We start from the raw sequence: 24,603 nt of genomic DNA, 5'->3' as shown, positions 1-24,603 counted from the left end.
CTCCCATCGTATCGGGTCAACACCCGTGGCACCGTGCCCATTTCCGGCGTTGGAAGATCAGTCACCGGCGCGGAAGTCGTACCCCTCGAAGGTCTCCTGGTGCCGGGTGAAGCGGTAGGTGGCCCAGTGCATCCGCACCACGGCGCCGCGCTCGTCCCGGGTCAGCCGGAGCAGCTCGCCCACCTCCCGGCCGGCGACCGTGCGGAACACGTCCGGCCGGTCCGGCAGCGGCGCGAACACCGCGGGCGGCTTGCCGGCCGGGTCGTCCGCGCCGCGGGCGCGCAGCGCCCCGTCGTGCCAGGAGAAGACGTACTCGAAGCCCTCGCCCCACCAGCGGCCGAGCAGGCCGCGCAGGTGCTCCGGGGCGGGCGCGCCGGGGCGCCACGGCTCGACGTCGGCCGGGTCGTGCTCGGCGGCGGCGGCGAGCAGCCGGTGCGGCAGCTCGAAGACCTCCACGCCGGTGCCGGAGGAGCCCAGCACCGCGCAGCCCATCGCGCCGGCGGTGCCGTCCCCGCCGCGCCGGCCGTAGACGGCCGCCAGGAAGCCGGGCATGGCCCCGTCGTGCCCCACGTGCAGCACCCGCGCGGGCTGCGGCACCAGGATCAGCCCGAGACCGAAACCGCCGGCCCAGAGCGTCTCGTCGGTGGTGGTCAGCGGCCAGCGCATCTCGTCGAGGGTGGCCGGCGCGAGCACGGCGCCGGCCGGGTCCAGCGCGGCCGGGTCGGCCAGGAAGGCCGCCCAGCGCGCCATGTCCGGCGCGGTGCTCCAGAGCTGCGCGGCGGGGGCCACCGCACCGAAGTCGGTCGGCGGCTCCGGCCGGGCCTCGTCGGAGTACGCGTCGACCAGGAACCCGGTCGCCGCCCGGTCGCCGGGCGTGGGGCCGGTGGCGGTCAGCCCGAGCGGGGCGAGCACCCGCTCGGCCAGCACCTCGGCCCAGGTGCCGCCGCGGAGCTGGGCGACCAGCTCGCCCAGCAGGGCCATGCCGAGGTTGGAGTAGTGGTAGCGCCGCCCGGTGGGCAGCACCCGCTCCACCCGGGCCAGGTCGGCGAGCAGCTCGCGGACGTCGGGCGCGCGCAGGCTGTCCCAGACGTCGCCGTGCGGCTCGCGCTGCAGGCCCGCGGTGTGCGACAGCAGCCGGCGTACGGTCAGCTCGCCGTGCGCCGGCAGGTCGAGGTGCCGCCCGATCGGGTCGTCCAGGTCGAGCAGCCCCTCGTCCCGGCACTGCATGACCAGCACCGAGGTGAAGGTCTTCGTGACCGAGCCGATCCGGAAGACCGTCTCCGGCGCGAGCGGGGTGTCGTTGCCGGTCCCGCCGACCGTGCAGGTCCAGAGCGGCCGGTCGGCCCGGTGCAGGGCGACCGAGACCGCCGGGATCCGCCCGTGGGCCTGCGCCTGCCGCACCATCCGGCCGAGCCGGTCCTGCACCGTGATCATGAGGGCAGTCTAGGCAGCGCGTCAGCGGCAGAGCATCGGGCCGAGCGGCGCCCCGCCGAGCAGGTGCGCGTGCACGTGGAAGACCTCCTGGCCACCGTACGGGCCGGTGTTGAACATCAGCCGGAAGCCGTCCACCGTCAGCCCCTCCTCCTCGGCCACCACGGCGGCCGTGCCCAGCAGCTCACCGGCCAGCCCCGGGTCGCCCTGGGCCAGGGTGGCCACGTCCGCGTAGTGCTCCTTCGTGATCACCAGCACGTGGGTGGGCGCCTTCGGGTCGATGTCCCGGAAGGCCAGCGTGGTGGCGGTCTCACGGACGATGGTGGCGGGGATCTCCCCGGCGACGATCCGGCAGAACAGGCAGTCGGTTCCCATCGGGGCATGGTAAGTCGTCGCGTACCGGCTGAGGCATGATGTGGCGCGTGACTTCTCGGGCGGTGCTGGTGACGGGGGCCTCGCGGGGCATCGGGCGCGCGGTGGCGCGGGCGTTCGCGGAGGGCGGGGACCGGGTCGCGATCCACCACCGGGACTCCGCCGAGCTGGCCGAGGCGCTGCGGGCGGAACTGCCCGGCGACGGGCACGTCGTGGTCCGCGCCGACCTGGCCGACCCGGACGCGGTCCGGGCCATGGTCGACGAGGCGGCGCGGCTTCTGGGCGGCCTCGACGTACTGGTCAACAACGCCGGCGTCTACGGACCGCGCGACCTGCCGCACCCGGTCTTCGGCAACACCTACGAGCAGTGGCAGGAGCAGTGGCGGCTGGTCCTGGAGACCAACCTGACCGGCGCCGCGAACGCCACCTGGTGCGCCGCCCAGCACATGCGCGAGCGGGGCGGCCGGATCGTCAACGTGTCGTCCCGGGGCGCCTTCCGGGGCGAGCCGGAGCAGCCCGCGTACGGCGCCAGCAAGGCCGGGCTCAACGCCCTCGGGCAGTCGCTGGCGCTGGCCCTGGCGCCGTACGGCATCGCGGTGGCGACGGTCGCGCCGGGCTTCGTGGCGACCGACATGACCACCACCCACCTCAGCGGCGAGCGGGGCGACGCGATCCGCGCCCAGTCCCCGTTCAACCGGGTGGCCCGCCCCGAGGAGATCGCCGCGGCGGTGCACTGGCTGGCCAGCCCCGAGGCCGAGTGGGCCTCAGGAACGATCGTCGACCTGAACGGCGCCTCCTACCTCCGCACCTGACGTGCCCACTCGCAGCGCGTTGATCAAGAGGTTTGCGTCGGAATCCGGCCAGATCCTGACGCGAACTTCTTGATCAACGCCGAGGGAGGCGCCGTGGGCGGGTTACCAGCGGTGCAGGCGGGTGGAGAGGACGGTCAGGGCGGCCACGCCGGCTGTTGAGGTGCGGAGCACCGACGGGCCCAGGCGGACCGGGCGGGCGCCGGCCTGCTCGAAGGCCGACAGCTCGGTGGGGGCGATGCCGCCCTCGGGGCCGACCACCAGGACGATCTCGCCGACGTCGGGCAGGTCGGCCGTGGTCAGCCGGTCGTCGGCCTCCTCGTGCAGGACGAACGCGGCGGCCGCGCCGGCGATCCGCCGGGTCACCGTGGTGGTGGACTCGTCGGGCGTACCCGCCACCACCGGCAGCCACGGGCGGCGGGCCTGCTTGGCCGCCTCCCGGGCGGTCGCCGCCCACTTCTCCCGGGCCCGTACGCCCCGGTCACCGCGCCACTGCGTCACCGAGCGGGACGCCGCCCAGGGGACGATCTCGTCCACCCCGACCTCGGTCATCGCCTGCACGGCCAGCTCGCCCCGGTCGCCCTTGGCGATGCCCTGCACCACGACGAGTCGCGGAACGGGCGCGTCGGCGTACCCCCGGGAGGTGACCCGGAGGTCGAGGGTGCCCCGGCCGACGGCGGTGACCACCGCGCCGGCCGTGCCGCCACGCCCGTCGGCGAGCAGCAGTTCCTCACCGACGCGCAGCCGCTGCACGGTGGCCGCGTGGTGCCCCTCCGGGCCGTCCAGCGTCAGCGTGTCACCGGTGGGCAGCGCCTCGACCAGGAACAGCGGCGCCGACACCTCAGGCGTGCCCGTTGAAGGCGTCGCGCATCCGGGAGAAGAAGCCACCCTGCTTGGTCAGCTCGGCGACCTCCTCGCCACGGGTCTTGGCGAAGTCGCGCAGCATCCGCTCCTGGTCGGCGTCGAGCTTGGTCGGGGTCCGCACGTCGAGGTGGACGTAGAGGTCGCCCCGGCCGGTGCCGCGCAGGTGCGGCACGCCCCGGGCGCGCAGCCGCAGCGTGCTGCCCGGCTGGGTGCCCGGCTTGACGTCGACCGTCTCCTCGCTGTCGAGGGTCTTGATGGTCAGCCGGGTGCCGAGCGCGGCCGCCGTCATGGGCACGGTGACCCGGCAGTGCAGGTCGTCGCCCTTGCGGGAGTAGACGTCGTGCGGCCGCTCGTGGATCTCGACGTAGAGGTCGCCGGCCGTGCCACCGCCCGGGCCGACCTCGCCCTGCTGGGCCAGCCGGATCCGCATGCCGTCCTCGACGCCCGCCGGGATCTTGACGGTGAGCGAGCGGCGGGTGCGCACCCGGCCGTCACCCGCGCAGGTCGGGCAGGGGTGCGGGATGGTGGTGCCGTAGCCCTGGCAGACCGTGCACGGCCGGGCGGAGACCACCTGGCCGAGGAAGGTCCGCTGCACCGACTGCACCTCGCCCCGGCCGCCGCACGCCTCGCAGGTCGCCAGGTGGGTGCCGGCCGCGGTGCCCGCGCCGGAGCAGGTGGTGCAGAGCACCGCCGTGTCGACGGTGATCGGCGCCTCGACGCCGAACGCCGTCTCGTTCAGGTCCAGCTCCAGCCGCAGGATCGCGTCGGCGCCCGGCCGGGTGCGCGGCCGGGGCCCCCGGCTGCCGCCCGCGGCCCCGCCGAAGAAGGCGTCCATGATGTCCTGGAAGCCGACGAACGGGCCGGCGCCGCCCGGACCACCCGGACCCGCGCCCCCGCCGCCCGGGGCGAGCGGGTCGCCGCCCAGGTCGACGATCTGCCGTTTCCGATCGTCCGACAGGACCTCGTACGCGGCGTTGATGTCCTTGAACTTCTCCTGTGCCTCCGGGTCCGGATTGACGTCCGGGTGGAACTGCCGCGCCAGCTTGCGGTAGGCGCGCTTGATCTCGTCGTCGGAGGCGTCCCGGCTCACGCCGAGAATGCCGTAGTAGTCCCTGGCCACTGCGTTCGGTGTCCTCATGTTCGTCTCGCGTTGCGCCGGTCGTCGGCCGGAGCCGGCCGTCGGCCCTGACTGGTCAGTTCTGGGCCAGCAGTTCGCCCACGTAGCGTGCCACGGCCCTCACCGTGGCGATGGTGCCGGGGTAGTCCATGCGGGTCGGGCCGAGCACGCCGAGACCACCCACAATGGTGGCGCCCGGGCCGTACCCGGTGCTGACCACCGAGGCGGCGCGCAGGTTGTCGATCTCGTTCTCGTCGCCGATGAGCACCCGGGTGGTGCTCGGCTCGGCCTCCCCGATCAGCTTGAGCAGCACGACCTCCTCCTCGAGCGCCTCGAGGATCGGGCGCAGCGAGCCCTGGAAGTCGAGCAGGCCGCCGCGGGTCAGGTTGGCCGTGCCGGCCAGTGCGATGCGCTCCTCGTGCCGCTCGACCAGGGTCTCCAGCAGCACGCTGGAGAGCGTGGCCATGGCCGGGCGCAGTTGCGGGGTGGACTCGTCGACCAGGGCCTGCACGAGCGGCGGGGTGTCGGAGAGCCGGCTGCCGACCAGCTTCTCGTTGACCACCCGGCGCAGGTCGGTCACGTCCTCGGCGGCGACCGGCCCGGGCAGCTCGACCAGCCGCTGCTCGACCCGGCCGGTGTCGGCGATCATCACGACCATCAGCCGGGTGGTGGAGATCGGCACCAGTTCCAGGTGGCGCACCTTCGAGCGGGCCAGGCTCGGGTACTGCACCACGGCGACCTGCCGGGTGAGCTGGGCGAGCAGGCGGACCGTGCGGTGCACCACGTCGTCCAGGTCGACGGCGCCGACCAGGAAGCGCTCGATGGCCCGGCGCTCGGCCGGGCTGAGCGGCTTGACCCGGGAGAGCCGGTCGACGAAGAGGCGGTAGCCGCGGTCGGTGGGCACCCGGCCGGCACTGGTGTGCGGCTGCCGGATGTAGCCCTCCTCCTCCAGCACCGCCATGTCGTTGCGGACGGTCGCCGGGGAGACGCCCAGCTGGTGGCGCTCGACCAGGGCCTTGCTGCCGACCGGCTCCTGCGTGGCGACGTAGTCCTCGACGATCGCGCGCAGCACGGCGAGCTTGCGGTCGTCGAGACCCATCTCCCCCACCTCCTGACGCACCTCGTCCGCCCCGGCGCGCGGCGCCCGCCGGGCGTCTGGCACTCGACTGTAGCGAGTGCCAGTCTACGTCGGCGGGCCCGCCGACGCGATGATCAGCGACGCACCCCGGGTGCGGCCCGCCGCACAGTCGGCCCACCAGGGCCGAACAGCCGGACATCCCGGGCGATCTCGCTCTGGTGCGCCCTTGCTTCCGGCACCTACCGTGACGTCCATGACTGAACCTCCTCGCCCTCCCGGAGCGGGGGACTCCGGCGCACCGCCGCCGGAGCCGACCCCGCCGGCGGCACCGTACGGCTCGTCGGCCGGCGAGCCACCCACCGCACCACTGTCCGGGGCACCGGCGGGGGGCGACTATCCCCCGCCCGGTGGCTATCCGCCGCCCCCCGGCGGCCAGCCGCCGTCGGGCGGCTACCCACCCCCGGGCGGCTACCCCCCGCCGGGCGGCGGCTACCCGGGCGGCGGCGCCTACGGGCCGCCCGCGGGCTACGCCAACAACGACGACAAGACCTGGGCCCTGGTCGCGCACTTCGGCGGCGCGGCCGGGATGTTCGTGGGCGGCGGAGTGCTGGGCTGGGTCGCCCCGCTGATCGCCCTGCTCGCCCGCGGCAACCAGTCGCCGACCGTCCGCGCGCACGCGATCGCCGCGCTCAACTTCCAGCTCATCTGGTCGATCATCGCGCTGGTCGGCTGGATCCTCGCCTGCATCCTGATCGGCTTCGTGATCGGTTTCGGCGCGATGATCGTCGGCATCATCTTCGGCATCCTGGCCGGGGTGAAGGCCAACGAGGGGCAGCTCTACCGCTACCCGATGTCGGCCAGCCTGATCAAGTGACCCGCTCCCGGCCGGCTCCCCTACCCCGGGGGCCGGCCGGGCCCGGTCAGGGCAGCAGGTCGCGGACGACCGCGTCGGCGAGCAGCCGGCCGCGCAGGGTGAGCACCGCCCGGCCGGCGGCGTACGCGTCGGCGTCCAGCAGGCCGTCGGCCCGCGCCCGCTCGGCGCCCGCCCGGCCCGCCTCGTCGAGCCCGGACAGGGGCAGGCCGCTGGCGAGCCGCAGCCGCAGCATCACGTCCTCCATGTGCGCCTCGTCCGGTGTGAGCACCTCCCGGGCCAGGCCGGGCGACTCCCCGGCGGCCAGCCGCTGGGCGTACGCGGTCGGGTGCTTGACGTTCCACCAGCGCACCCCGCCGACGTGGCTGTGCGCCCCCGGGCCCAGGCCCCACCAGTCGGCGCCGGTCCAGTAGAGCAGGTTGTGCCGGCACCGGGCCGCCTCCGAGCGGGCCCAGTTGGAGACCTCGTACCAGGAGAAGCCGGCCGCGCCGAGGGCCGCCTCCGCCGCGAGGTAGCGGTCCGCCGCCACGTCGTCGCTGGGATACGGCAGCTCGCCGCGCCGCATCCGCGCAGCCAGCCGGGTGCCGTCCTCCACGATCAGGGCGTACGCGCTGACGTGGTCCACCCCCGCCGCGACCACCTGGTCCAGCGAGGCGGCGAAGTCCTCGGCGCTCTCCCCCGGCGTGCCGTAGATCAGGTCCAGGTTCACGTGGTCGAACCCGGCGTCCCGCGCCTCCAGCGCGGCGGCGGTGGCCCGGCCGGCGCTGTGCTGCCGGTCGAGGATCGCCAGCACGCCGGGCGCCGCGGACTGCATGCCCAGCGAGATCCGGGTGTAGCCGGCGGCCCGCAGCGTCTTGAGCGACTCCGGGGTCACCGTCTCGGGGTTGGCCTCGGTGGTCACCTCGGCGTCGGCGGCCAGCCCCCAGGTGCGGTCGATGCCGTCGAGGATCCGGGCCAGGTCGTCGGCCGGGAGCAGGGTGGGGGTGCCGCCGCCCACGAAGACGGTGTCGACGCGGGGCGGCGGGCTGTCGCCCAGCACCCGGCCGGCGAGGGCCAGCTCGGTCAGCACCGTGTCGGCGTACGTCTCGCGGCCGGCACCGCCGCCCAGCTCGGCGGCCGTGTAGGTGTTGAAGTCGCAGTAGCCGCACCGGCTGGCGCAGAACGGGACGTGCACGTACACGCCGAAGCCGCGCGCGCCGACGGCGCGGCGGGCGGCAGCGGGCAGCGCCCCGTCGCGCGGGACGGGTTCGCCTTCTGGAAGGACGCCGGGCATGGCCACTAGTGTGCCCGGCATGACCTCTCCGGACGCTCTCGTGCGGGTCGCCACGGCCCGTGGGGTGACCACCCTCACCCTGGACAGCCCGCACAACCGCAACGCGCTCTCCACCCCGCTGATGACCGAGCTGCTGGCCGGGCTGGCCGAGGCTGTCGCCGACGACGCGGTCCGGGCGATCGTGCTGGACCACACCGGCCCGGTCTTCTGCTCCGGGGCGGACCTGAAGGAGACCGCCGCCGCGTACGCCAGCGGGTCGGTGCCGGCCGGGATGCTGGGCGACGTGCTGGTCGCCGTGCGGGAGTGCCCGAAGCCGGTGCTCGCGCGGGTGGCGGGGCCGGCGCGGGCCGGCGGCCTGGGCCTGATCGCCGCCGCCGACCTGGCGGTCTGCGCCGAGGAGGCCACGTTCGCCTTCACCGAGGTCCGGATCGGGGTGATCCCGGCGGTGATCTCGGCGACCGTGCTGCCTCGGCTGCACCCCCGGGCCGCCGCCGAGCTGTATCTGACCGGCGACACCTTCGACGGCCGGCGGGCCGCCGAGATCGGCCTGGTCACCGCCGCCGTGCCGGCCGACGGGCTGGACGCCGCGGTGGAGCGCTACTGCGCCTCGCTCGTGAAGGGCGCCCCGAAGGCCCTCGCCGGCACCAAGGAGCTGCTGCGCCGGCCGGCCGCCACCGACCTGCGGGCCGAGATCGCCGAGTTGGCCGCGCTCTCCACGGGGTACTTCCTGTCCGCGGAGGGCCGGGAGGGCGTCCTCGCGTTCCGGGAGAAGCGTCCCGCGGCCTGGGTGCCGGCCGGAGACTGAGGCCGAGGGGCGTCCCCGGACGCGGCGCGTGGCGGGGCGGTGACGGAGCGGGAGCCGTCCGGTCGGCCGACCCGGACACGGGAGTGAGCGACGTACGCTTGGCGGGCTGTCGGGACAGGGGGTGCGGGTGCGAACGCGAGCGGCGATCGTGGCATCGGGTGTGGTGGTGGCGGTGCTGGCCCTGCTCGGCGTGTGGTTCGTCGCGAAGCAGTTCGGGCACCACCTGCGGCTCCCGACGGCCAGCCGGACCTGCACCGTCCAGGCCGACGGCGAGGTCGTGCTCAGCGCCGACCAGATGGCCAACGCGGCCACCATCGCAGCCATCGGCGTGCAGCGCCGGATGCCCGAGCGGGCCGTGGTGGTGGCGCTGGCGACGGCCTACCAGGAGTCGCACCTGCGCAACATCGCCCACGGCGACCGGGACTCGCTCGGCCTGTTCCAGCAGCGCCCGAGCCAGGGCTGGGGCACCCCCGAGGAGATCCGCGACCCGCGCTACGCGGCGACGAAGTTCTACACCGCGCTGAAGAAGGTCAAGGGCTGGGAGAAGCTGCGGGTCACCGAGGCCGCCCAGCGGGTGCAGCGGTCCGCCTACCCCGAGGCGTACGAGAAGTGGGCCGACGAGTCGCAGGTGCTCACCCGCGCCCTGCTCGGCAACGCGACCGGGGCGGTGGCGTGCACGGTCGGCCCGACGCCGACGATGCGCGGCCCGGCCGCCGCCAGCGCCCTCATGCAGAGCCTGGCCCTCGACTGGGGCCTGCCGGAGCTGAGCTCGGGCACCGACCTGACCGGGCTCACCGTGCCGGCGGCGGACAGCCGCAACGGCTGGCGGTACGCCCACTGGCTGGTCTCGCACGCCGACGACCACGGGGTGAAGCGGGTCCGCTTCGGCAGCCTGGAGTGGACGGCCGAGCAGGGCACCTGGGGCCGGGTGAAGGGTGATCCGGCGACCCAGGTGCTGGCCGAGGTCTTCGCGGCGGCCTGACCCACCGATCAGGCGACGGTCCCCAGCCGGCGGCGGATCTTCGCCTGCACCGACTCGGGCAGGTCCGGCACGTCGAGCAGGCGCGGCAGCAGCTCCGGCTCCAGCGTGGTCGCCCGGAACACCTCGCCGATGGTCACCCCGTGCGCCGGCCGGTCGACCACCTCGACGGGATCGCCCGCGCCCACCTCGCCCTCGCGCAGCACCCGCAGGTACGCCCCGGGCGCCCCGTGGACGGTGAACCGCTTGATCAGGTCGGGCATGCCCCAGAACCCGGCGAACGTGCGGCACGGCGTGCGCGGCTTGGTCACCTGAAGGACGGCGGTACCCACCGCCCAGCTCTCGCCGATCACGGCGCCCGTGACGTCCACGGCCCAGGTGGTGAAATTCTCGCCGAAGGCGCCCGGCCGCAGCGTCCGGCCCAGCTCGCCGGCCCACCAGCCGGCGTCCTCCTCGGCGTACGCGTAGACCGCCTGGTCGGGGCCGCCGTGGTGGGCCCGCTCGCCGATGAAGTCGCCGGTGACCCCGCCGAACCGGATCGCCACCCGGCCGTCGACCGGCCGCTTGTCGATGCCGCTGCGGCCGCTCGGGTCGCCCGCCCACTCGGCCTCGGTCACCCCGCCGATGTTCACCGCCGCCAGCCTGCCCGTCATGGCCGCCAGCCTAGGGGCCGCCACCGGGCGCGGGGAAACGGGTTCCTCCCGGCGCCCGGCGGACCGCTCAGCCCTTGACCGCCCCGGCGACCAGGCCGGAGACCATCCGGCGCTGGACCAGCAGGAAGAAGACGACCACCGGCAGCGTGAACAGCGTCGAGGCGGCCATCACCGAACCCCAGGCAGTGTCGTCGCGCCCGAAGAAAAAGGTCATGGCCACCGGCAGCGTGTACTTGTGCTGGTCGTTGACAAAGGTCAACGCGAAGATCAGCTCGTTCCAGGCGGTGATGAAGGAGAAGATGCTGGTGGCCACGAGGCCGGGCGCGACCAGCGGGAAGAGCACCTTGCGGAAGGTCTGGGCCCGGCTGGCCCCGTCGATGGCCGCCGCCTCCTCCAGTTCCTTGGGCACCGCGGCCACGAAGCCACGCAGCATCCACACCGCGAACGGCAGCGAGAAGCCGAGGTAGGTGAGGATCAGGCTGGGCAGGGTGTTGTAGAGCCCGAGCCGCTGGATCATCAGGAACAGCGGGATGACCAGCGCCTCCAGCGGGATCATCTGCACCACGAGCAGCAGGATGAGGAAGGTGGTGCGGAGCTTGAAGCGGAACCGGGCCACCGCGGTCGCGGCGAGCAGCGCGACCAGCCCGCTCAGCAGCACGGTGGCCACCGCGACCAGCGCGCTGTTGAGGAAGAAGTCCGTGAAGGTCACGCCCGGGATCAGGTTGCCGGTGAGGATCTCCCGGTAGTGCTCCAGGGTCGGCTCCGCCGGCACCGGGCGCGGCGTGGCCGAGAAGATCTCCTTGTTGGGCTTCAGCGAGGTGGCGACCATCCAGTAGACGGGGAAGGCCGCGAAGAGCGCGACCAGCAGGCCGGCGCCGTTGAGGGCGATCTTCTTCACGACTCGTCCTCCTGCCGGAGCACCATACGGACGTACACGCCGGTCACCACCAGCAGGATCAGGGTGAGGATGACGGCGATCGCCGAGCCCAGGCCGTACTTCGGCGGCGGCGAGAACGCCTCCGCGTACGAGTAGATCGACAGCATGAACGTCGACCGGTCCTGGGTGCCGCCGGCCAGCACGAACTGCTGGGTGAACACCTTGAAGTCCCAGATCGTGGAGAGCACCACGAGGATGCCGAAGACCGGCCGCAGCATCGGGAAGGTGACGGACCAGAAGACCCGCCACGGGCCGGCCCCGTCCACCCGGGCGGCCTCCTGGAGCTCGCTCGGCACGCTCTTCAGCCCGGCCAGCACGCTGACGGCGATGAACGGGAACGAGTGCCAGACCACCACGAGGGTGAGGATGCCGAAGAAGAGCAGCGGGTCGTTGAACCAGCCGTAGCCGGTCCAGTCGCTGCGCCCGAACAGGGCCGTCGAGAGCCCGTCCGGAAGCTTGTTGAACAGCCAGGTCACCAGGCCGCTCGTGTCGTCGAAGATCCACTTCCAGACGATGGTGCCGGTCAGTGCCGGGGTGGCCCAGGCCAGCATCACGCAGCTCGCCACGAACGTGGCCATCTTCTTGCCGAGCCGGTTGAGCAGCAGCCCGACCAGGGTGCCGAGGATCATGGTGAGCACCACGTTGGCCACGGCGAAGAGCACGGTGTTGCGCAGCACCGTACGGAAGAACGGGTCGCCGAGGATCTGCGCGTAGTTGGCCAGGCCCACCCACGGCCACTCGCGGTCCCCCCGCAGCTGCCGGACGCTGTCCAGCTTGTAGAAGGACATCATCACGACCTGGCCGAGCGGCCAGAGCAGCAGCACCCCGATGATCGCCAGGCAGGGCAGGAGCAACAGGTACGGGAGGCGGTCCACACGGCGGCGCCGCCGCGCGGGGGTCTCCCGCGCGGCGGCTTCGCCGGTGGCCTCGGTCAGCGTGGTCACTTGGCGTTGAGGATGCTTTCCATCTCGGTGGCCGCGTCGGCGGTGGCCTTCTCGACCGTCTTCTGACCCTTGATGACCGAGCTGTTCATGGCCTGGGTCACCGTCTTGGTGCGGCTCACCTCCACCCACTTCGGGGTGAGCGGGGTCAGCTTGGTGTTCTGCATGGCGGTGGCGAACGCCGCCATCACCTTGTCGTTGGCGTAGTTGCCGCCGCTGACCAGGTCCTTGTAGACCGGGAAGAAGCCGAGGCTGCTGGCGAACTCCTGGTCCTTCTGCTTGCTGAGCAGCACGGTCAGGTAGTCCCAGGCCAGGGCCTGCCGCTTGCTGTCCTTCCAGAGGGCGATGTCGGAGCCGCCGGCGAAGGCCGGTGCGGCCTTGCCGTCCGGACCGGGGATGGGGAACGTGCCCCACACCTTCTCGATGTCCGGGTTGTCCTTCTTCATGGCGCCGCCCTGCCAGCTGCCGGCGAACGCCATGGCGGCCTTGCCGGTGGCGAACTGGGTGCGGGCGTCGACCTCGTTCCAGGCGGCGGCGGCCGGCGGGGCCACCTTGTGCACGGTCACCAGGTCGGTCCAGAACTTGACGGCCTTCTGCGCCTCCGGCGTGTTGTAGCCGGACTTCCAGTTGTCGCCGTCCTTGGTGGCGATCTCCGCGCCGGCCGCCCAGAGGAACGAGTAGAACGGCAGCTCGGAGTTGCCGGGCAGCGCGATGCCGTAGGTGCCGGGCTTCTTGGCCTGGACGGTCTTCGCGGCGGTGACCAGCTCGTCCCAGGTCGTCGGCGGCTTCACGCCCGCCTCGGCGAACCAGTCGGTGCGGTAGTAGATGGCGCGCACGCCGGCGTACCACGGGACGCCGTACTGCTTGCCGTCGAGCTGGGCGTTCTTCACGAGATCGGGAAGGATGTCCTTGCCCTCGGACCAGCCGTTGAACTTCTCCGTGACGTCGGCGAGGGCCTCCTGCGCCGCCCAGCCCTGCGTCTCGGTGTTGCCCAGCTCGGTGACGTCCGGGCCCTCACCGCCGGCGAGCGCGGCCTGGAACTTCTTCGGCGCCTCGAGCCAGGGGATGTACTGCACCACGACGTCGGTCTCGGGGTGCTTCTTCTTGAACTCCGCCTCGACGCCGTCGAGGAACTTGGTCTGGGCGTCGCCGCCCTCACCCATCATCCAGACCGTCAGCTTGCTGTTGTCCGCGGCCTTGTCGTCGTCGCCGGAGCCACCGCACCCGGACAGCACCATCGCGGCCGAGGCCACGATGGCGGTGACCGGGGCCAGCCGCTTCCACCTGTTCACGCCATATCTCCCTCGGGGCCGTTTGGCACTAACCTTCTCCGCCGCACCTTAGTAGGAAAATTTCCTTTACAACAGGGGGTACTCGCGGCGGGCGGCCGTGGCGACCGTACAACAGCCGTGGGCCCGGGCGGCAGGGGTGCCGTCCGGGCAGCTCAGGGAGACGGAAGCGGGCGCCCGACCGGTCGGTCGGGCGCCCGCTTCGGCGCTTCGGCGGTGGGGGTCAGTAGCGCGAGACGCCGCGACGGCGACCCACGCCGGCCACCAGGGCCACGCCGATGGCGGCGAACAGCACCTGCAGCAGCAGCTCACGCCAGTCGATGCCGGCGGTGTCGGCGAAGCCCGAGGCCCGCGCGACGATCGTGCCCAGCAGCGCGGCGCCGACGCCGATCAGCATGTGCAGCCACATCGGCATGTTCTGGCGGCCCGGGACGACCAGGCGGCCCAGAGCGCCGACGATCAGACCAACGATGAGCGCGGTGATGATGCCCCAAACGGTGAGCTCCACGGTCGCCCTCCTTCTTCTGAATGAGTCACACGATGTCGTGTGGTTCCTGTCGTGACCGCTAAGTGCCCGACCCGCCGAAAATCCAAACCGACTCCGGGAACGAATTGCCCACAACGGCCCTGACCTGGGATTTCCGGGCCGGATCCGGTCATGCGGAAAGCGGCCGACCGGCCATTTGGCGGCTGACCGCGTTCAATGCCCGAACGCCAGCGGGCGCCCGACCGGCCGGTCGGGCGCCCGCTGAGGCGCAAGGCGAGGTGCGTCAGTAGCGCGAGACGCTGCGGCGGCGACCCACGCCGGCCACCAGGGCCACGGCGATGGCGGCCAGCACGACCTGGACCAGCAGCTCCATCCAGTCGATGCCTGAGGTCTCGGTGGCGATGCCCATGGCGCGGGCCAGGACGGTGCCCAGCAGCGCGGCGCCGACGCCGATCAGCATGTGCAGCCAGATCGGCATGTTCTGGCGGCCCGGCACGACCAGGCGGCCCAGCGCGCCGACGATCAGACCAACGACGAGCGCGGTGATGATGCCCCAGACGGTGAGGTCCACGGTCTTCTCCTTCTAAGAAGTTTCACACGGTCTGTGTGGTTCCTGTCGTGACCGGTAAGTTCCCGACCCGCCGAAAACCCAAACCGCACCGCCCGCCGGGGTGCCGCGCGTCCACCGGCGATCACGCAGGTGGGAGCGGTACCGGCCATCGAGGAAAAAATCTTCGGGCGTACGCGAAACGGCCGGCACCCCGCGCGTGCGGGGGCCGGCCGTGTGGCGCGGAGGCTTACTTCTTGCCGGGGGCCTTGCCGTCGCCGGAGTCCGAGGAGAGCGCGGCGATGAAGGCCTCCTGGGGGACCTCCACCCGGCCCACCATCTTCATCCGCTTCTTGCCCTCCTTCTGCTTCTCCAGCAGCTTGCGCTTCCGGCTGATGTCACCGCCGTAGCACTTGGCGAGCACGTCCTTGCGGATGGCGCGGATGGTCTCCCGGGCGATCACCCGGCTGCCGATGGCGGCCTGGATGGGCACCTCGAACTGCTGGCGCGGGATCAGCGTGCGCAGCTTCGCCGCGATCGTGGTGCCGTACGTGTACGCCTTGTCCTTGTGCACGATCGCGCTGAACGCGTCCACCGGCTCGCCGTGCAGCAGGATGTCGACCTTCACGAGGTCGGACGCCTGCTCGCCGGAGGGCTCGTAGTCCAGCGACGCGTAGCCCTTGGTGCGGCTCTTGAGCTGGTCGAAGAAGTCGAAGATGATCTCGGCCAGCGGCAGGGTGTAGCGCAGCTCCACCCGGTCGGCGGAGAGGTAGTCCATGCCGAGCAGGCTGCCCCGGCGGCCCTGGCACAGCTCCATCACCGCGCCCACGTAGTCGTTCGGAGTGAGCACGGTGGCCCGCACCGTCGGCTCGTGCACCTCGGCGATCTTGCCGGTCGGGTACTCGCTCGGGTTGGTCACCACGATCTCCAGGCCGTCCTCCTGGACGGCCCGGTAGACCACGTTCGGCGCCGTGGAGATGAGGTCGAGGTTGAACTCGCGCTCCAGCCGCTCCCGGATGATCTCCAGGTGCAGCAGGCCGAGGAAGCCGCAGCGGAAGCCGAAGCCGAGCGCGCCCGACGTCTCCGGCTCGTAGACCAGGGCGGCGTCGTTGAGCTTGAGCTTGTCCAGCGCCTCACGGAGGTTGGGGTAGTCGGACCCGTCGATCGGGTAGAGGCCCGAGTAGACCATCGGCTTCGGGTCCTTGTAGCCGCCGAGCGCCTCCTTGGCCGGGTTGGCGTTGATGGTGACCGTGTCGCCGACCCGGGACTGGCGGACGTCCTTCACGCCGGTGATCAGGTAGCCCACCTCGCCGACGCCGAGCGCGTCGGCCTTGACCATCTCCGGGGAGATGACGCCGATCTCCAGCAGCTCGTGGACGGCGCCGGTGGACATCATCTTGATCCGGTCCCGCGCGCTGATCTTGCCGTCGACGACCCGGACGTAGGTGACCACGCCCCGGTAGACGTCGTAGACCGAGTCGAAGATCATGGCGCGGGCCGGGGCGTCGGCCTTGCCGACCGGCGGCACGAACTGCCGGACGATCTCGTCGAGCAGGTGCGGCACGCCCTCGCCGGTCTTGCCGGAAACCCTGATGCAGTCCGCCGGGTCGCCACCGATGAGGTGGGCCAGCTCCTCGGCGTACTTCTCCGGCTGGGCCGCCGGCAGGTCGATCTTGTTGAGCACCGGGATGATGTGCAGGTCATTCTCGAGCGCCAGGTAGAGGTTGGCCAGCGTCTGCGCCTCGATGCCCTGGGCGGCGTCGACCAGCAGGATGGCACCCTCGCAGGCCGCCAGGGACCGGGACACCTCGTAGGTGAAGTCCACGTGGCCCGGGGTGTCGATCATGTTGAGGACCGCTGTCTCACCGGCCCGGTCGCCCTCGCGGATCGTCCACGGCATCCGGACGGCCTGGCTCTTGATGGTGATGCCGCGCTCGCGCTCGATGTCCATCCGGTCCAGGTATTGCGCGCGCATCTGCCGGGGGTCGACCACGCCGGTGAGCTGCAGCATCCGGTCGGCCAGGGTCGACTTCCCGTGGTCGATGTGAGCGATGATGCAGAAGTTCCTGATGCGCGCCGGGTCGGTGGCACCAGGAGCGTTCGCGCCGGGATCGAGCGTCGGTGGCACAGCGGTCCGTTCTGGTCGGCTGACGTGAGCGGGCCGGCGCGCCGCCGGCCCCCTCTATGCTCCCACGTCGTCCGGGGCGCGCCGGTGCTCCCCCGGCACTCGTCCGGCGTCACTCCCCGGGCGTCACTCCTCGGGCGGCTCGGCGAAGAGCGCGGCGAGCTTCGGCAGGTGCCGCCGCGCCTCGTCCTCGTCGTCGAAGTCCCAGAAGTCGTTCAGGTCGGGCGCCCGCACCGGGTCCCGGTCCGCCGGCAGGTCGGCCGCGGTGGCCTTCCGGTAGGCCTCCCACGGCACCGCCAGCATGTCCTCGCACTCGAACTCCTCGCCGCTGAGCGCGGCGGCCCGCACCTGCGGCAGCTCGGCGAGGGAGTCCGGGTCGGCGACCGCCCGGGCGAACACCGCCCGGCCCTGGGTCATGAGCCAGCCCCGGAAGTATTCGAAGCCGTCGTCCGAGGCGCCCCCGTTGATCAGGTAGGCCGCGCCCCACAGGTCGACCTTGTAGGAGGCGGCGAGCACCCGCTGCTGGTGGTGGGCGTACCCGACGATCTCCTCCGGGTCCCGCTCGGCGAGCAGGGCGACCGCGCGGGCGGCGACCGCCGCGGCCTCGCCCCCGCCCCCGGCGCGGGCGCTGTCGATCAACTGCCAGAACTCGTCGGTCCTCATGGCCTCGCAGTCTGGCAGAGCACACCGACGTCCCGGTGCGGGAGCATGGGCGGGTGCCCGCGATGTCCCTGCCCCCGGTGCCCTACGACGCGACAGCGCTCCGCCCCGACTGGGCCGAGCTGCCGGCCGGGCTGCGCGACGCGCTGGCGGCCCGGCTCGGCGGCACCCCGGTGACGGTCCGGCCGGCCGGCGCGGGCTTCACCCGGGGCTTCGCCGCCGTCCTCCACGGCCCGGCCGGCGGGCCGGTCTTCGTGAAGGCGGCGGCGCTGGCCGAGCAGCGGCACCTGGTCGACTGGTACGCCCACGAGGCCGATGTCCTGGCCCGCCTCCCCGCCGGCCTGCCGGTCCCCCGGCCGCGCTGGGCGCTCACCGAGGCCGGCTGGTACGCGCTCGCCCTGGACGCGGTCGACGGGCACACGCCCCGGCTGCCCTGGGACCCGGCCGAGCTGGACGCCGCCCTCACCGCGTACGCCGAGGTGGCCGCCGCGCTCGCCGTGCCACCCGCGGAGCTCGTCGCGCTCGGGCTCCCGCGCCTCGCCGACCTGGCCCGGGACGACATCCTCTGGTGGGGCGAGGTGGTCGCCGGCCGGGAACCGGCACCGGCGCTGCCGCCCTGGGCCCCGCTGCCCGAACTGGCCGCGCTGGAGTCCCGCCTGCCCGGCTACGCCGACGCCGCCCCCGGCCTGGCCCACGGCGACCTGCGGGTGGACAACCTGCTGCTGGACGCCGCCGGCCGGGCCTGGATCTGCGACTGGAACTGGCTGTGCCACGGCCCCGCCTGGTTCGACCTGGTCACCCTGCTGATCACCGGGTACGCCAGCGGCCTCGACGTGGACGCCGCCTTCGCCGGTCACCCGGCCGCGGCGGGCGCTCCCGCCGACGCGCTGGACGTGACCCTCGCCGCACTCTCGGGCTACTTCCTCACCGGCGCCGACGCCGGCGCGTCCACCGCCTCCCCGCACCTCCGGGCGCACCAGCGCTGGAGCGGTGAGCAGGCCCTGGCCTGGCTCGCCACCCGCCAGGGCTGGGCCTGACGCGGCTACCCGGCCGCTTGATTCACTCCAGCTCGCCGGGGTGGTGGTATCCCGGCGTGCCGGATACCGCCACCTCGCCGGGGTGGAGTCGATCAGCAGGGGCGGCCGAGGCGTTTTGGCTCGTCCCGGGGCGACCTGGTAACCTGGCTTTTCGCGCGGCGATGACGCATGCTCGTCGTGCGCGGAAGCAGACCAACCCGAGCTATCAAGACGAGGCTGTCGCGTGGCGAACATCAAGTCCCAGATCAAGCGCAACCGGCAGAACGAGAAGCGCCGGCTGCGTAACAAGTCGGTCAAGTCGTCGCTGAAGACCGCCATCCGGAAGTTCCACGAGGCTGCCGAGGCGGGCGACACCGAGAAGGCCACCACCCTCATGCGTGAGGCCACCCGCAAGCTGGACAAGGCTGCCAGCAAGGGTGTCATCCACGCCAACCAGGCGGCCAACCGGAAGTCGGCGATCGCCAAGCGCGTCGCCTCGTTCTCGGCCTGACGAGCGCCTCAGACCTGAACCGGAAGCCCCGGGGCACCGCCCCGGGGCTTCCGGCTGTCTGCGTTTCCCGGTGCCGCGCGTGGCTCCCGGTCGGCGCCTTTCGAGCTGACGTCACCGACGGATCAGGCCGTCGCCCGCCCTTCGGACGGTGGTGAGGTCTGCGCCGCCGGCCTCGGTCGCTCCTGCTGCGGCCCGCTACTGCGGCGGTCGCTCGTCGGCGCGGTCGCTTCTCCGGCGGCCCGCTCCTGCGGCGGTCGGTCTCCGGCGGCGGTCGCTCGTCGGCGCGGTCGCTTCTCCGGCGGCCCGCTCCTGCGGCGGTCGCTCTCCGGCGGCGGTCGCTTCTCCGGCGGCCTGCTGCGACGGTCAGCGGAAGGGGTCGTGCCCGGTCGGGTCCGACGGGTGCTCGATCTGCCCGGACGGGTCGACGGGGCGGGCGGCCCGCAGCGTCGGCTCGCCGGCCAGCGTCGCCCCGCCCGGCAGCGCCCGGGCCGTGGACGGCACGCTGGCCCGGCCGACGACCGGCTCCATCTGCCGGCGGAAGCGGTCCCGCTCCTGCTCCGGCACCTGCGCCGCGGTGCGGATCACGATCTCGGCGACCATGTCGTTGAGCTTCACCATGGCCGCCACCGCCGCCGGGAGCAGCAGCACCGCCCACCAGGTCACCAGCTCGGCGAGGGCGAGCAGCACGGCCAGCGCCACGGCGCCCTCGAAGAAGAGGAAGCAGAGCACCCCGCCCGGGTTGACGAAACGCAGACCGAGGACCCGGGCGTAGAGCGGCCGGTAGCGCTCCTCGTCCGTGGGGACCGTCGACCACGTTCGGGTCACCGGCCGCCACCCTGCCGCGCCGCGGCCACGGAGAACACCGCCCGTTCCAGCGCGTACGCCCGGTCGTCGGCACCGCCCTTGACCGCGGCGTTGCACTCGGCGGCCGCCCGCATGGCCTCCACGAGGCCCTCCGGCGTCCAGCCCCGGCCCTGCCGCTGGGCCCGCTCGATCTTCCACGCCGGCATGCCCAGGCTGCTGGCCAACTGGTAGGGGCTGCCCCGCCCGGCCGACGCGACCCGGGCCACGGTCCGCACCCCGTCGGCGAGCGCGTCGGCGATCGGCACCGGGTCGACACCCACGTGCAGCGCCCAGCGCAGCGCCTCCAGCGCCCCCGGCACGTCGCCGACCATCGTCGCGTCGGCCACGGTGAAGCCGGACACCTCGACCCGCCCCCGGTAGTAGCGGGACACCGTCTCCGCCCCGATCCGCCCGTCGGTGTCGGCCACGAGCTGGGAGCAGGCGGCGGCCAGCTCGCGCAGGTCGGTGCCGACCGCCGCGATCAGCGTCTCGGCGGCGTCGTCGGTGCACTTCCCGCCGAGGCGGCGGATCTCGTCCCGGACGAAGGCGACCCGCTCCCGGTGGCCCTTGAGCTTCGCGGCCGGCACCACCGTCGCGCCCGCGGCCCGCAGCCCGTCGGCGAACGCCTTGCCCTTGGCCCCACCGAGGTGCAGCACCACGAGCTGCACCTCCGGGTCGGGGTTCTTCGCGTAGCCCAGCAGGGCGGTGACGAGGTCCTTCCGGGCGTCCTGGCCGGAGCGCAGCACGAGCACCCGCCGCCCGCCGAACAGCGACGGGCTGAGCATCTCGGCGATCTCCCCCACCGTCAGCGAGCCCGCCTGGTACTCCCGGACGTCCACGTCCGGGTCGACGCTGCGGGCCCGGACGACGGCTTCGGAGACGGCTCGCGTGGCGAGCAGCTCCTCGTCGCCGAGAACGAGCAGAATAGGGGGCAGGCTGGCGGGGGTCACGTCGCCCATATTCGCACGGCCCCCGACCCGATCGTGCCTGCTCATCGAGGACTGTGACGGCGCAGCCCGCAGTCAACGCAAATACCGACATTCGAGTCGATCTACCAACTATCCCAACAAGCCTCCCTCGATCGCTGGGCTCCCTTCCGAACCGCCCTCACCGCCGCCGTCCCGGACCGGTCCCCCGGGCCACCACGGCCAGTCCCGCGCCGCCGTGGACGGCGGCGATGTCGCCGTCGGTGTCGGTGCGCAGCACCCGGGCGCCCGCCCGGGTCAGCCGGTCCAGCAGGCCCGGGTTGGGGTGCCCGTAGTCGTTGTCCGCGCCCACGCAGACCAGCGCGACCGCCGGGCGGACCGCGGCGAGGAACTCCGGATCCTGGTACGCCGACCCGTGGTGGGCCACCTTGAGCACGTCGGCCCGGATCACGGCGGCCGGCACCGTCTCCAGCAACGCCCGCTGCTCCTCGGTCTCCGCGTCGCCGGGCAGCAGGATCCGCACGCCGCCCACCGTGGCGGCCAGCACCAGCGAGTTGTTGTTCGGATCCGACCGGCTACCGCGCAGCGGGTACGGCGGCCCGACGGCGACCAGCTCGACCGCCCCGGCCCGCCAGCGCCAGCCCGCCGGCACCGGCGTCAGCACGCTCCCGCCCCGGCGGGCCGCGTCGCGTACCTGGGCGACGCCGTAGGGCGGCTCGGACCACTGCGGGGTCGCCACCGCCGCCACCCGCCGGCCCCGGAACACCCCGGCGATCCCGCCCACGTGGTCGACGTGGAAGTGGCTGACCACCAGCAGCGACACCTCGCGTACGCCGAGCCGGCGCAGGCAACCGTCCACCCCGGACGGATCGGGGCCGGCGTCGACCACCACCGCCCGACCGGCGGCGACCGGCAGCACCACGGCGTCCCCCTGCCCCACCGCGCACGCCACGACCACCCAGCCCCGCGGGGGCCAGCCGGCCGCGAGCAGCCGGACGGGCAGCGTGCCGAGCACCACCGCGACCACGACGACCGTGACCAGCCGCCGGACCACCGGCCGCCGCGCGGCCACCAGCAGCGCCACGCTGACGGCGGCCAGCAGCAGGGCGCCGGTCACCCCGCCCGGCCAGGGCAGCGTGCCGGCGGGCAGCCGGGCACCCTGCGCGGCCACCGCCACCAGCCAGCGGGCCGGCCAGCTCGCCAGCCAGGCGGCGAACTCGGCACCGGCCGGCCAGACCGGCGACAGGACCGCCGCGATCACCCCCAGCACCGTGGCGGGCGCGACCACCGGCACGGCGAGCAGGTTCGCCGGCACCGCGACCAGGCTCACCGTCCCGGAGATCCCGGCGATCACCGGGCCGCAGGCGAGCTGCGCCGCCGCCGGCACGGCCAGCGCCTCGGCCAGCCCGGGCGGTACGCACCGCCGGCGAAGCGCGTCCCGCCAGCCCGGGGCGAGCAGCAGCAGCCCGCCGGTGGCACAGACCGAGAGCGCGAACCCCGGATCCCCGGCCAGTTCCGGGTCGACGAGCACCAGCACGGTGACCGCGGCGGCCAGGGCGGGCAGCGCGGCCCGGGACCGCCCGGTGGCGAGCGCGGCCAACCCGATCGCCCCCATCGCCGCGGCGCGGACCACACTCGGCGACGGCCGCACGAGGATCACGAACCCGACCAGGGCGAGTACGCACAGCGCGGCGGCCGTCCGCGGGCCGGCCCGGGCCCAGCGGGCGAGCAGCAGCACGGCGCCGACGACGATGGCCACGTTGGAACCCGACACCGCGTTGAGATGGGTCATGCCGGTGGCCCGGAAGTCCTCCTCCACCTCGGGCGGCAGGTGGCTGGTGTCCCCCACCACGAGGCCGGGCAGCAGCCCGCCGGGTGCGTCGGGCAGCGGCGCGCACGCCCGTTGCAGCCCGGCGCGCAGGGTGCCGGCCGCCCGTTGCGGCCAGGGGGCCGGGCCGTGCCGGGCCGGTGGGCCGGTGGCCGACAGCACCGCGGCCGTCAGGTCCCCACCGCGCGGGGCCGACAGCCGGCCCCGCGCGGTCGCCCGCTGCCCCGGCAGCAGCGTGCGCCAGGCCGGGTCGGTCGCCAGCACCAGGCCACGCACCGTGCCGGTGACCCGGCGGCCGGCGGCGTCGGTGAGGCGGACCAGGTCGGCGCGGACCAGCAGGGTGGCCGGGCGGCCGGCGGCGCCACGGATCGGGCGGGGGTCGTCGCGGACCACCAGGTCGGCGGTGACCAGGGTCCGTTCGGCGAGGAGTGCCCGCACGGGGGCGGCGTCGCGGACCGCGACGCGGGCGGCGGTGGCGGTCGCGCCGCAGACCACTCCGAGCAGCACGGCGACCGCGATCCAGCCGTAGCGGCGGACCGGGGCGGCCGGACGGCCGAGCAGGCCGCACAGGTGGGCGCCGGTGAGGAGCGCCAGGCCGGCGGCGACGGCGGCCAGGGTGGCGCTCGCCGTCATGGTGGAGTGCAGGCCGGCCAGGGCGGCGAGCCAGGCGGCCACGGCCAGCCCGGCCAGCCGCAGATCGGGCACTCCCCCGCCGGTCCCGCTGCCGTCGGCGTCCGAGGGCGGCTCGCCGGTGTTCACACCGTCACCAGATCCTTGAGCTGCTCGTACCGGGCGTCGCCGATGCCGTCGACCTGGCGCAGGTCGGAGACCGACCGGAAGCCGCCGTGCTGGCCGCGGTGGTCGAGGATCCGCTGGGCGAGCACCGGGCCCACGCCGGGCAGCGCGTCGAGCTGGGCCAGGGTGGCCGTGTTCAGGTTGACCGGGCCGCCTCCCGGCGCGGCACCACCCGCTGCGGGTCCACCGCCGCCGGCCGCCGGACCGGGCGGGGCGGCCTGGCCGGGCGGAGCGCTGATGCCCACCAGGATCAGCTCACCGTCGGTGACCTTGCGGGCGGGGTTGAGCAGCGCCACGTCGACGCCGGGCAGCGCCCCTCCGGCCGCCTGGATCGCGTCGGCCACCCGCGCGCCCGCCGGGAGCCGGACGAGGCCGGGCCGGCGGACCTTGCCGGCCAGCGCGACCACCACCTGCCCGCTGGAGGCGGTGGGCGCGGACGCGGTCTCGGGTGCGTCGACCGCGGCGACCGGACGGACCGGCTCGGCCCGCGGGCGGGAGCGCCAGGCCCAGACTCCGGCCACCAGGACCACCACGGCGGCGACCACCGCGAGGGCCCGCACGCCCCGCCGGCCGGGGTCGAAGGCCCCCGGCCCGAGCAGCCGGGACGCCGGCGAACGCTGTCCACCACCGGCGGCGTCGGCCGCTGCGGCGGGAGCGTCGTCGGTGCGGCTCGCCAACGGCCACCCGTCGCCGACTCCGACGTCCGGAGACAACCGATCCGGCTCCCGCCCGGAGCCGGACGCGCGCTCGGGCACGGAACCCCGGACCACTGCCGCTGGCTGAGGATCAGGAGAGGAGGCCGGCGCGGGCCACGGCAGGTCCGGGTCGATTTCCCGAGCCGGCCGGAGGGCCGCCGGCATGGCGGCACCGCCGGGCGAGGCGAGACCGTCGACCGGCTCGAAGAGCCGGGACAACCGCCGCCGTACCGTCGTCTCCTCGTCGTCTGGCACGGTCGGAAGCTACGGCGGACCAGGGCAGCCAGGCCGGACCGCCGAGCCTGCCTGTGGACGACGAGCCGCCCTGTGGACGAACCCGCGATCATCCCCCGGCTGTGCTAGCGCCGACCGGGCAACCCGGTGGGCGCCGGAGGGTTCAGCTCTCGTCCTGATCCGCGCCGCGCGGCTGGTGCGGCCGGTACTTCCTGATCCACGCTTCCACCGCCGCGCGGTCCCAGACGCGCACCTTGCCGCTTGCCACCGTGTCGAGCGGCGGCGGGAAGGTGGCCCGGTTCGTGATCTCGGTAGCCCTGGTGCGCGACACGCCACCGAGCATGTCCGCGATGTCGGAGAGGGCAACGAGTCGCACGGCCTGACCGTATGTACGTGCAACCTTCACACGTTGCCACTTCCAACATTGACAGTGTGCACGTTACAAGGGAGGCTGTTGGGGCAGTCGCGGTCCGGCTACCTGATCGGGGATCGGTGGCCGGATCTGCCTGCTCCTGGA

General features: G+C 73.8%; 25 protein-coding genes. 6 read left to right on the top strand and 19 right to left on the bottom strand.

Going from position 1 to position 24,603, the window contains the following annotated elements:
- Window positions 1–57 precede the first annotated feature (57 nt).
- Together GA0070214_RS30205 and GA0070214_RS30200 are read right to left on the bottom strand one after the other, a co-directional pair.
- Window positions 58–1,434: a serine hydrolase domain-containing protein gene (locus GA0070214_RS30205; protein WP_091269926.1), complete on the bottom strand. Its 1,377-nt coding sequence runs from the start codon at window positions 1,432–1,434 to the stop codon at window positions 58–60.
- 21 nt (window positions 1,435–1,455) lie between these two features.
- Window positions 1,456–1,806, bottom strand: coding sequence for a histidine triad nucleotide-binding protein (locus GA0070214_RS30200; RefSeq protein ID WP_091269925.1), 351 nt, complete (start codon window positions 1,804–1,806; stop codon window positions 1,456–1,458).
- A gap of 47 nt (window positions 1,807–1,853) precedes the next feature.
- Here GA0070214_RS30200 and GA0070214_RS30195 point away from each other — a divergent pair, with 47 nt between their 5' ends.
- Complete coding sequence (locus tag GA0070214_RS30195; protein WP_091269924.1) at window positions 1,854–2,615, top strand: SDR family oxidoreductase; 762 nt, start codon at window positions 1,854–1,856, stop codon at window positions 2,613–2,615.
- A gap of 102 nt (window positions 2,616–2,717) precedes the next feature.
- Here the strand turns inward: GA0070214_RS30195 and GA0070214_RS30190 are convergent, their stop codons facing one another.
- The 3 genes from GA0070214_RS30190 to hrcA all read right to left on the bottom strand — a co-directional run bounded on the left by GA0070214_RS30190 (window position 2,718) and on the right by hrcA (window position 5,692).
- Entirely contained in the window at window positions 2,718–3,452 is a 735-nt protein-coding gene (locus tag GA0070214_RS30190; RefSeq protein ID WP_091269923.1) for a 16S rRNA (uracil(1498)-N(3))-methyltransferase, read from the bottom strand.
- Between the two features lies 1 nt (window position 3,453).
- Entirely contained in the window at window positions 3,454–4,596 is a 1,143-nt protein-coding gene (gene dnaJ, locus GA0070214_RS30185; protein WP_189198120.1) for a molecular chaperone DnaJ, read from the bottom strand.
- Window positions 4,597–4,669: 73 nt separating this feature from the next.
- Window positions 4,670–5,692, bottom strand: a complete 1,023-nt coding sequence (hrcA, locus tag GA0070214_RS30180) for a heat-inducible transcriptional repressor HrcA (protein WP_091269921.1) — start codon at window positions 5,690–5,692, stop codon at window positions 4,670–4,672.
- 232 nt (window positions 5,693–5,924) lie between these two features.
- Here hrcA and GA0070214_RS30175 point away from each other — a divergent pair, with 232 nt between their 5' ends.
- Complete coding sequence (locus tag GA0070214_RS30175) at window positions 5,925–6,545, top strand: DUF4870 domain-containing protein (RefSeq protein ID WP_091269920.1); 621 nt, start codon at window positions 5,925–5,927, stop codon at window positions 6,543–6,545.
- Window positions 6,546–6,591: 46 nt separating this feature from the next.
- Here GA0070214_RS30175 and hemW read toward each other — a convergent pair whose 3' ends face one another.
- Window positions 6,592–7,815, bottom strand: a complete 1,224-nt coding sequence (gene hemW, locus GA0070214_RS30170) for a radical SAM family heme chaperone HemW (protein WP_208602960.1) — start codon at window positions 7,813–7,815, stop codon at window positions 6,592–6,594.
- A gap of 19 nt (window positions 7,816–7,834) precedes the next feature.
- Here hemW and GA0070214_RS30165 point away from each other — a divergent pair, with 19 nt between their 5' ends.
- Together GA0070214_RS30165 and GA0070214_RS30160 are read left to right on the top strand one after the other, a co-directional pair.
- Window positions 7,835–8,620 (top strand): enoyl-CoA hydratase-related protein, encoded by a 786-nt coding sequence (locus GA0070214_RS30165; RefSeq protein WP_091269964.1) that lies wholly within the window; start codon window positions 7,835–7,837, stop codon window positions 8,618–8,620.
- 121 nt (window positions 8,621–8,741) lie between these two features.
- The gene (locus GA0070214_RS30160; RefSeq protein ID WP_208602956.1) at window positions 8,742–9,602 is read left to right on the top strand and encodes a hypothetical protein; all 861 of its coding nucleotides are present in this window, start codon (window positions 8,742–8,744) and stop codon (window positions 9,600–9,602) included.
- A gap of 8 nt (window positions 9,603–9,610) precedes the next feature.
- Here GA0070214_RS30160 and GA0070214_RS30155 read toward each other — a convergent pair whose 3' ends face one another.
- From GA0070214_RS30155 to GA0070214_RS30120, 8 genes are all read right to left on the bottom strand, one after another.
- Window positions 9,611–10,252, bottom strand: coding sequence for an MOSC domain-containing protein (locus GA0070214_RS30155; RefSeq protein WP_091269918.1), 642 nt, complete (start codon window positions 10,250–10,252; stop codon window positions 9,611–9,613).
- A 67-nt stretch (window positions 10,253–10,319) separates the two neighbouring features.
- Complete coding sequence (locus GA0070214_RS30150; protein WP_091269917.1) at window positions 10,320–11,150, bottom strand: carbohydrate ABC transporter permease; 831 nt, start codon at window positions 11,148–11,150, stop codon at window positions 10,320–10,322.
- A complete protein-coding gene (locus tag GA0070214_RS30145; RefSeq protein ID WP_091269916.1) occupies window positions 11,147–12,133 on the bottom strand; it encodes a carbohydrate ABC transporter permease in 987 nt (328 codons plus the stop codon). The genes GA0070214_RS30150 and GA0070214_RS30145 overlap by 4 nt, the downstream gene beginning before the upstream one ends.
- Entirely contained in the window at window positions 12,130–13,422 is a 1,293-nt protein-coding gene (locus tag GA0070214_RS30140; RefSeq protein WP_091269915.1) for a sugar ABC transporter substrate-binding protein, read from the bottom strand. Before GA0070214_RS30140 ends, GA0070214_RS30145 begins: the two co-directional genes overlap by 4 nt.
- Window positions 13,423–13,642: 220 nt before the next feature.
- Window positions 13,643–13,927: a GlsB/YeaQ/YmgE family stress response membrane protein gene (locus tag GA0070214_RS30135; protein ID WP_091269914.1), complete on the bottom strand. Its 285-nt coding sequence runs from the start codon at window positions 13,925–13,927 to the stop codon at window positions 13,643–13,645.
- 262 nt (window positions 13,928–14,189) lie between these two features.
- A complete protein-coding gene (locus tag GA0070214_RS30130) occupies window positions 14,190–14,477 on the bottom strand; it encodes a GlsB/YeaQ/YmgE family stress response membrane protein (RefSeq protein WP_091269913.1) in 288 nt (95 codons plus the stop codon).
- 226 nt (window positions 14,478–14,703) lie between these two features.
- On the bottom strand, window positions 14,704–16,581 hold the full coding sequence (gene lepA, locus GA0070214_RS30125) for a translation elongation factor 4 (protein ID WP_091269912.1): 1,878 nt from the start codon (window positions 16,579–16,581) through the stop codon (window positions 14,704–14,706).
- A gap of 123 nt (window positions 16,582–16,704) precedes the next feature.
- Entirely contained in the window at window positions 16,705–17,241 is a 537-nt protein-coding gene (locus tag GA0070214_RS30120; RefSeq protein ID WP_091269911.1) for a DUF4240 domain-containing protein, read from the bottom strand.
- A gap of 62 nt (window positions 17,242–17,303) precedes the next feature.
- On the opposite strand from GA0070214_RS30120, the gene GA0070214_RS30115 reads away from it, so the two are divergent.
- Both GA0070214_RS30115 and rpsT read left to right on the top strand, forming a co-directional pair.
- Entirely contained in the window at window positions 17,304–18,275 is a 972-nt protein-coding gene (locus tag GA0070214_RS30115; RefSeq protein WP_091269910.1) for a phosphotransferase family protein, read from the top strand.
- A gap of 223 nt (window positions 18,276–18,498) precedes the next feature.
- Entirely contained in the window at window positions 18,499–18,765 is a 267-nt protein-coding gene (gene rpsT, locus GA0070214_RS30110) for a 30S ribosomal protein S20 (protein ID WP_091269909.1), read from the top strand.
- A gap of 363 nt (window positions 18,766–19,128) precedes the next feature.
- On the opposite strand, the gene GA0070214_RS30105 is transcribed toward rpsT, so the two are convergent.
- The 5 genes from GA0070214_RS30105 to GA0070214_RS30085 form a co-directional block, all read right to left on the bottom strand.
- Window positions 19,129–19,590: a hypothetical protein gene (locus tag GA0070214_RS30105; RefSeq protein WP_244167918.1), complete on the bottom strand. Its 462-nt coding sequence runs from the start codon at window positions 19,588–19,590 to the stop codon at window positions 19,129–19,131.
- Complete coding sequence (gene holA, locus GA0070214_RS30100) at window positions 19,587–20,567, bottom strand: DNA polymerase III subunit delta (protein ID WP_091269908.1); 981 nt, start codon at window positions 20,565–20,567, stop codon at window positions 19,587–19,589. Before holA ends, GA0070214_RS30105 begins: the two co-directional genes overlap by 4 nt.
- 148 nt (window positions 20,568–20,715) lie before the next feature.
- On the bottom strand, window positions 20,716–23,121 hold the full coding sequence (locus tag GA0070214_RS30095) for a ComEC/Rec2 family competence protein (RefSeq protein WP_377463755.1): 2,406 nt from the start codon (window positions 23,119–23,121) through the stop codon (window positions 20,716–20,718).
- A complete protein-coding gene (locus GA0070214_RS30090) occupies window positions 23,118–24,107 on the bottom strand; it encodes a ComEA family DNA-binding protein (RefSeq protein ID WP_244167917.1) in 990 nt (329 codons plus the stop codon). The genes GA0070214_RS30095 and GA0070214_RS30090 overlap by 4 nt, the downstream gene beginning before the upstream one ends.
- Window positions 24,108–24,249: 142 nt before the next feature.
- Window positions 24,250–24,462, bottom strand: coding sequence for a hypothetical protein (locus tag GA0070214_RS30085; RefSeq protein ID WP_091269907.1), 213 nt, complete (start codon window positions 24,460–24,462; stop codon window positions 24,250–24,252).
- Window positions 24,463–24,603: the final 141 nt, after the last annotated feature.

This window comes from Micromonospora chaiyaphumensis (assembly GCF_900091435.1).
In the GTDB taxonomy this organism is placed as follows: Bacteria; Actinomycetota; Actinomycetes; order Mycobacteriales; family Micromonosporaceae; genus Micromonospora; species Micromonospora chaiyaphumensis.
Note: the sequence above shows the minus strand (reverse complement) of the source record. Positions and strands in the feature narration are given on the sequence as shown.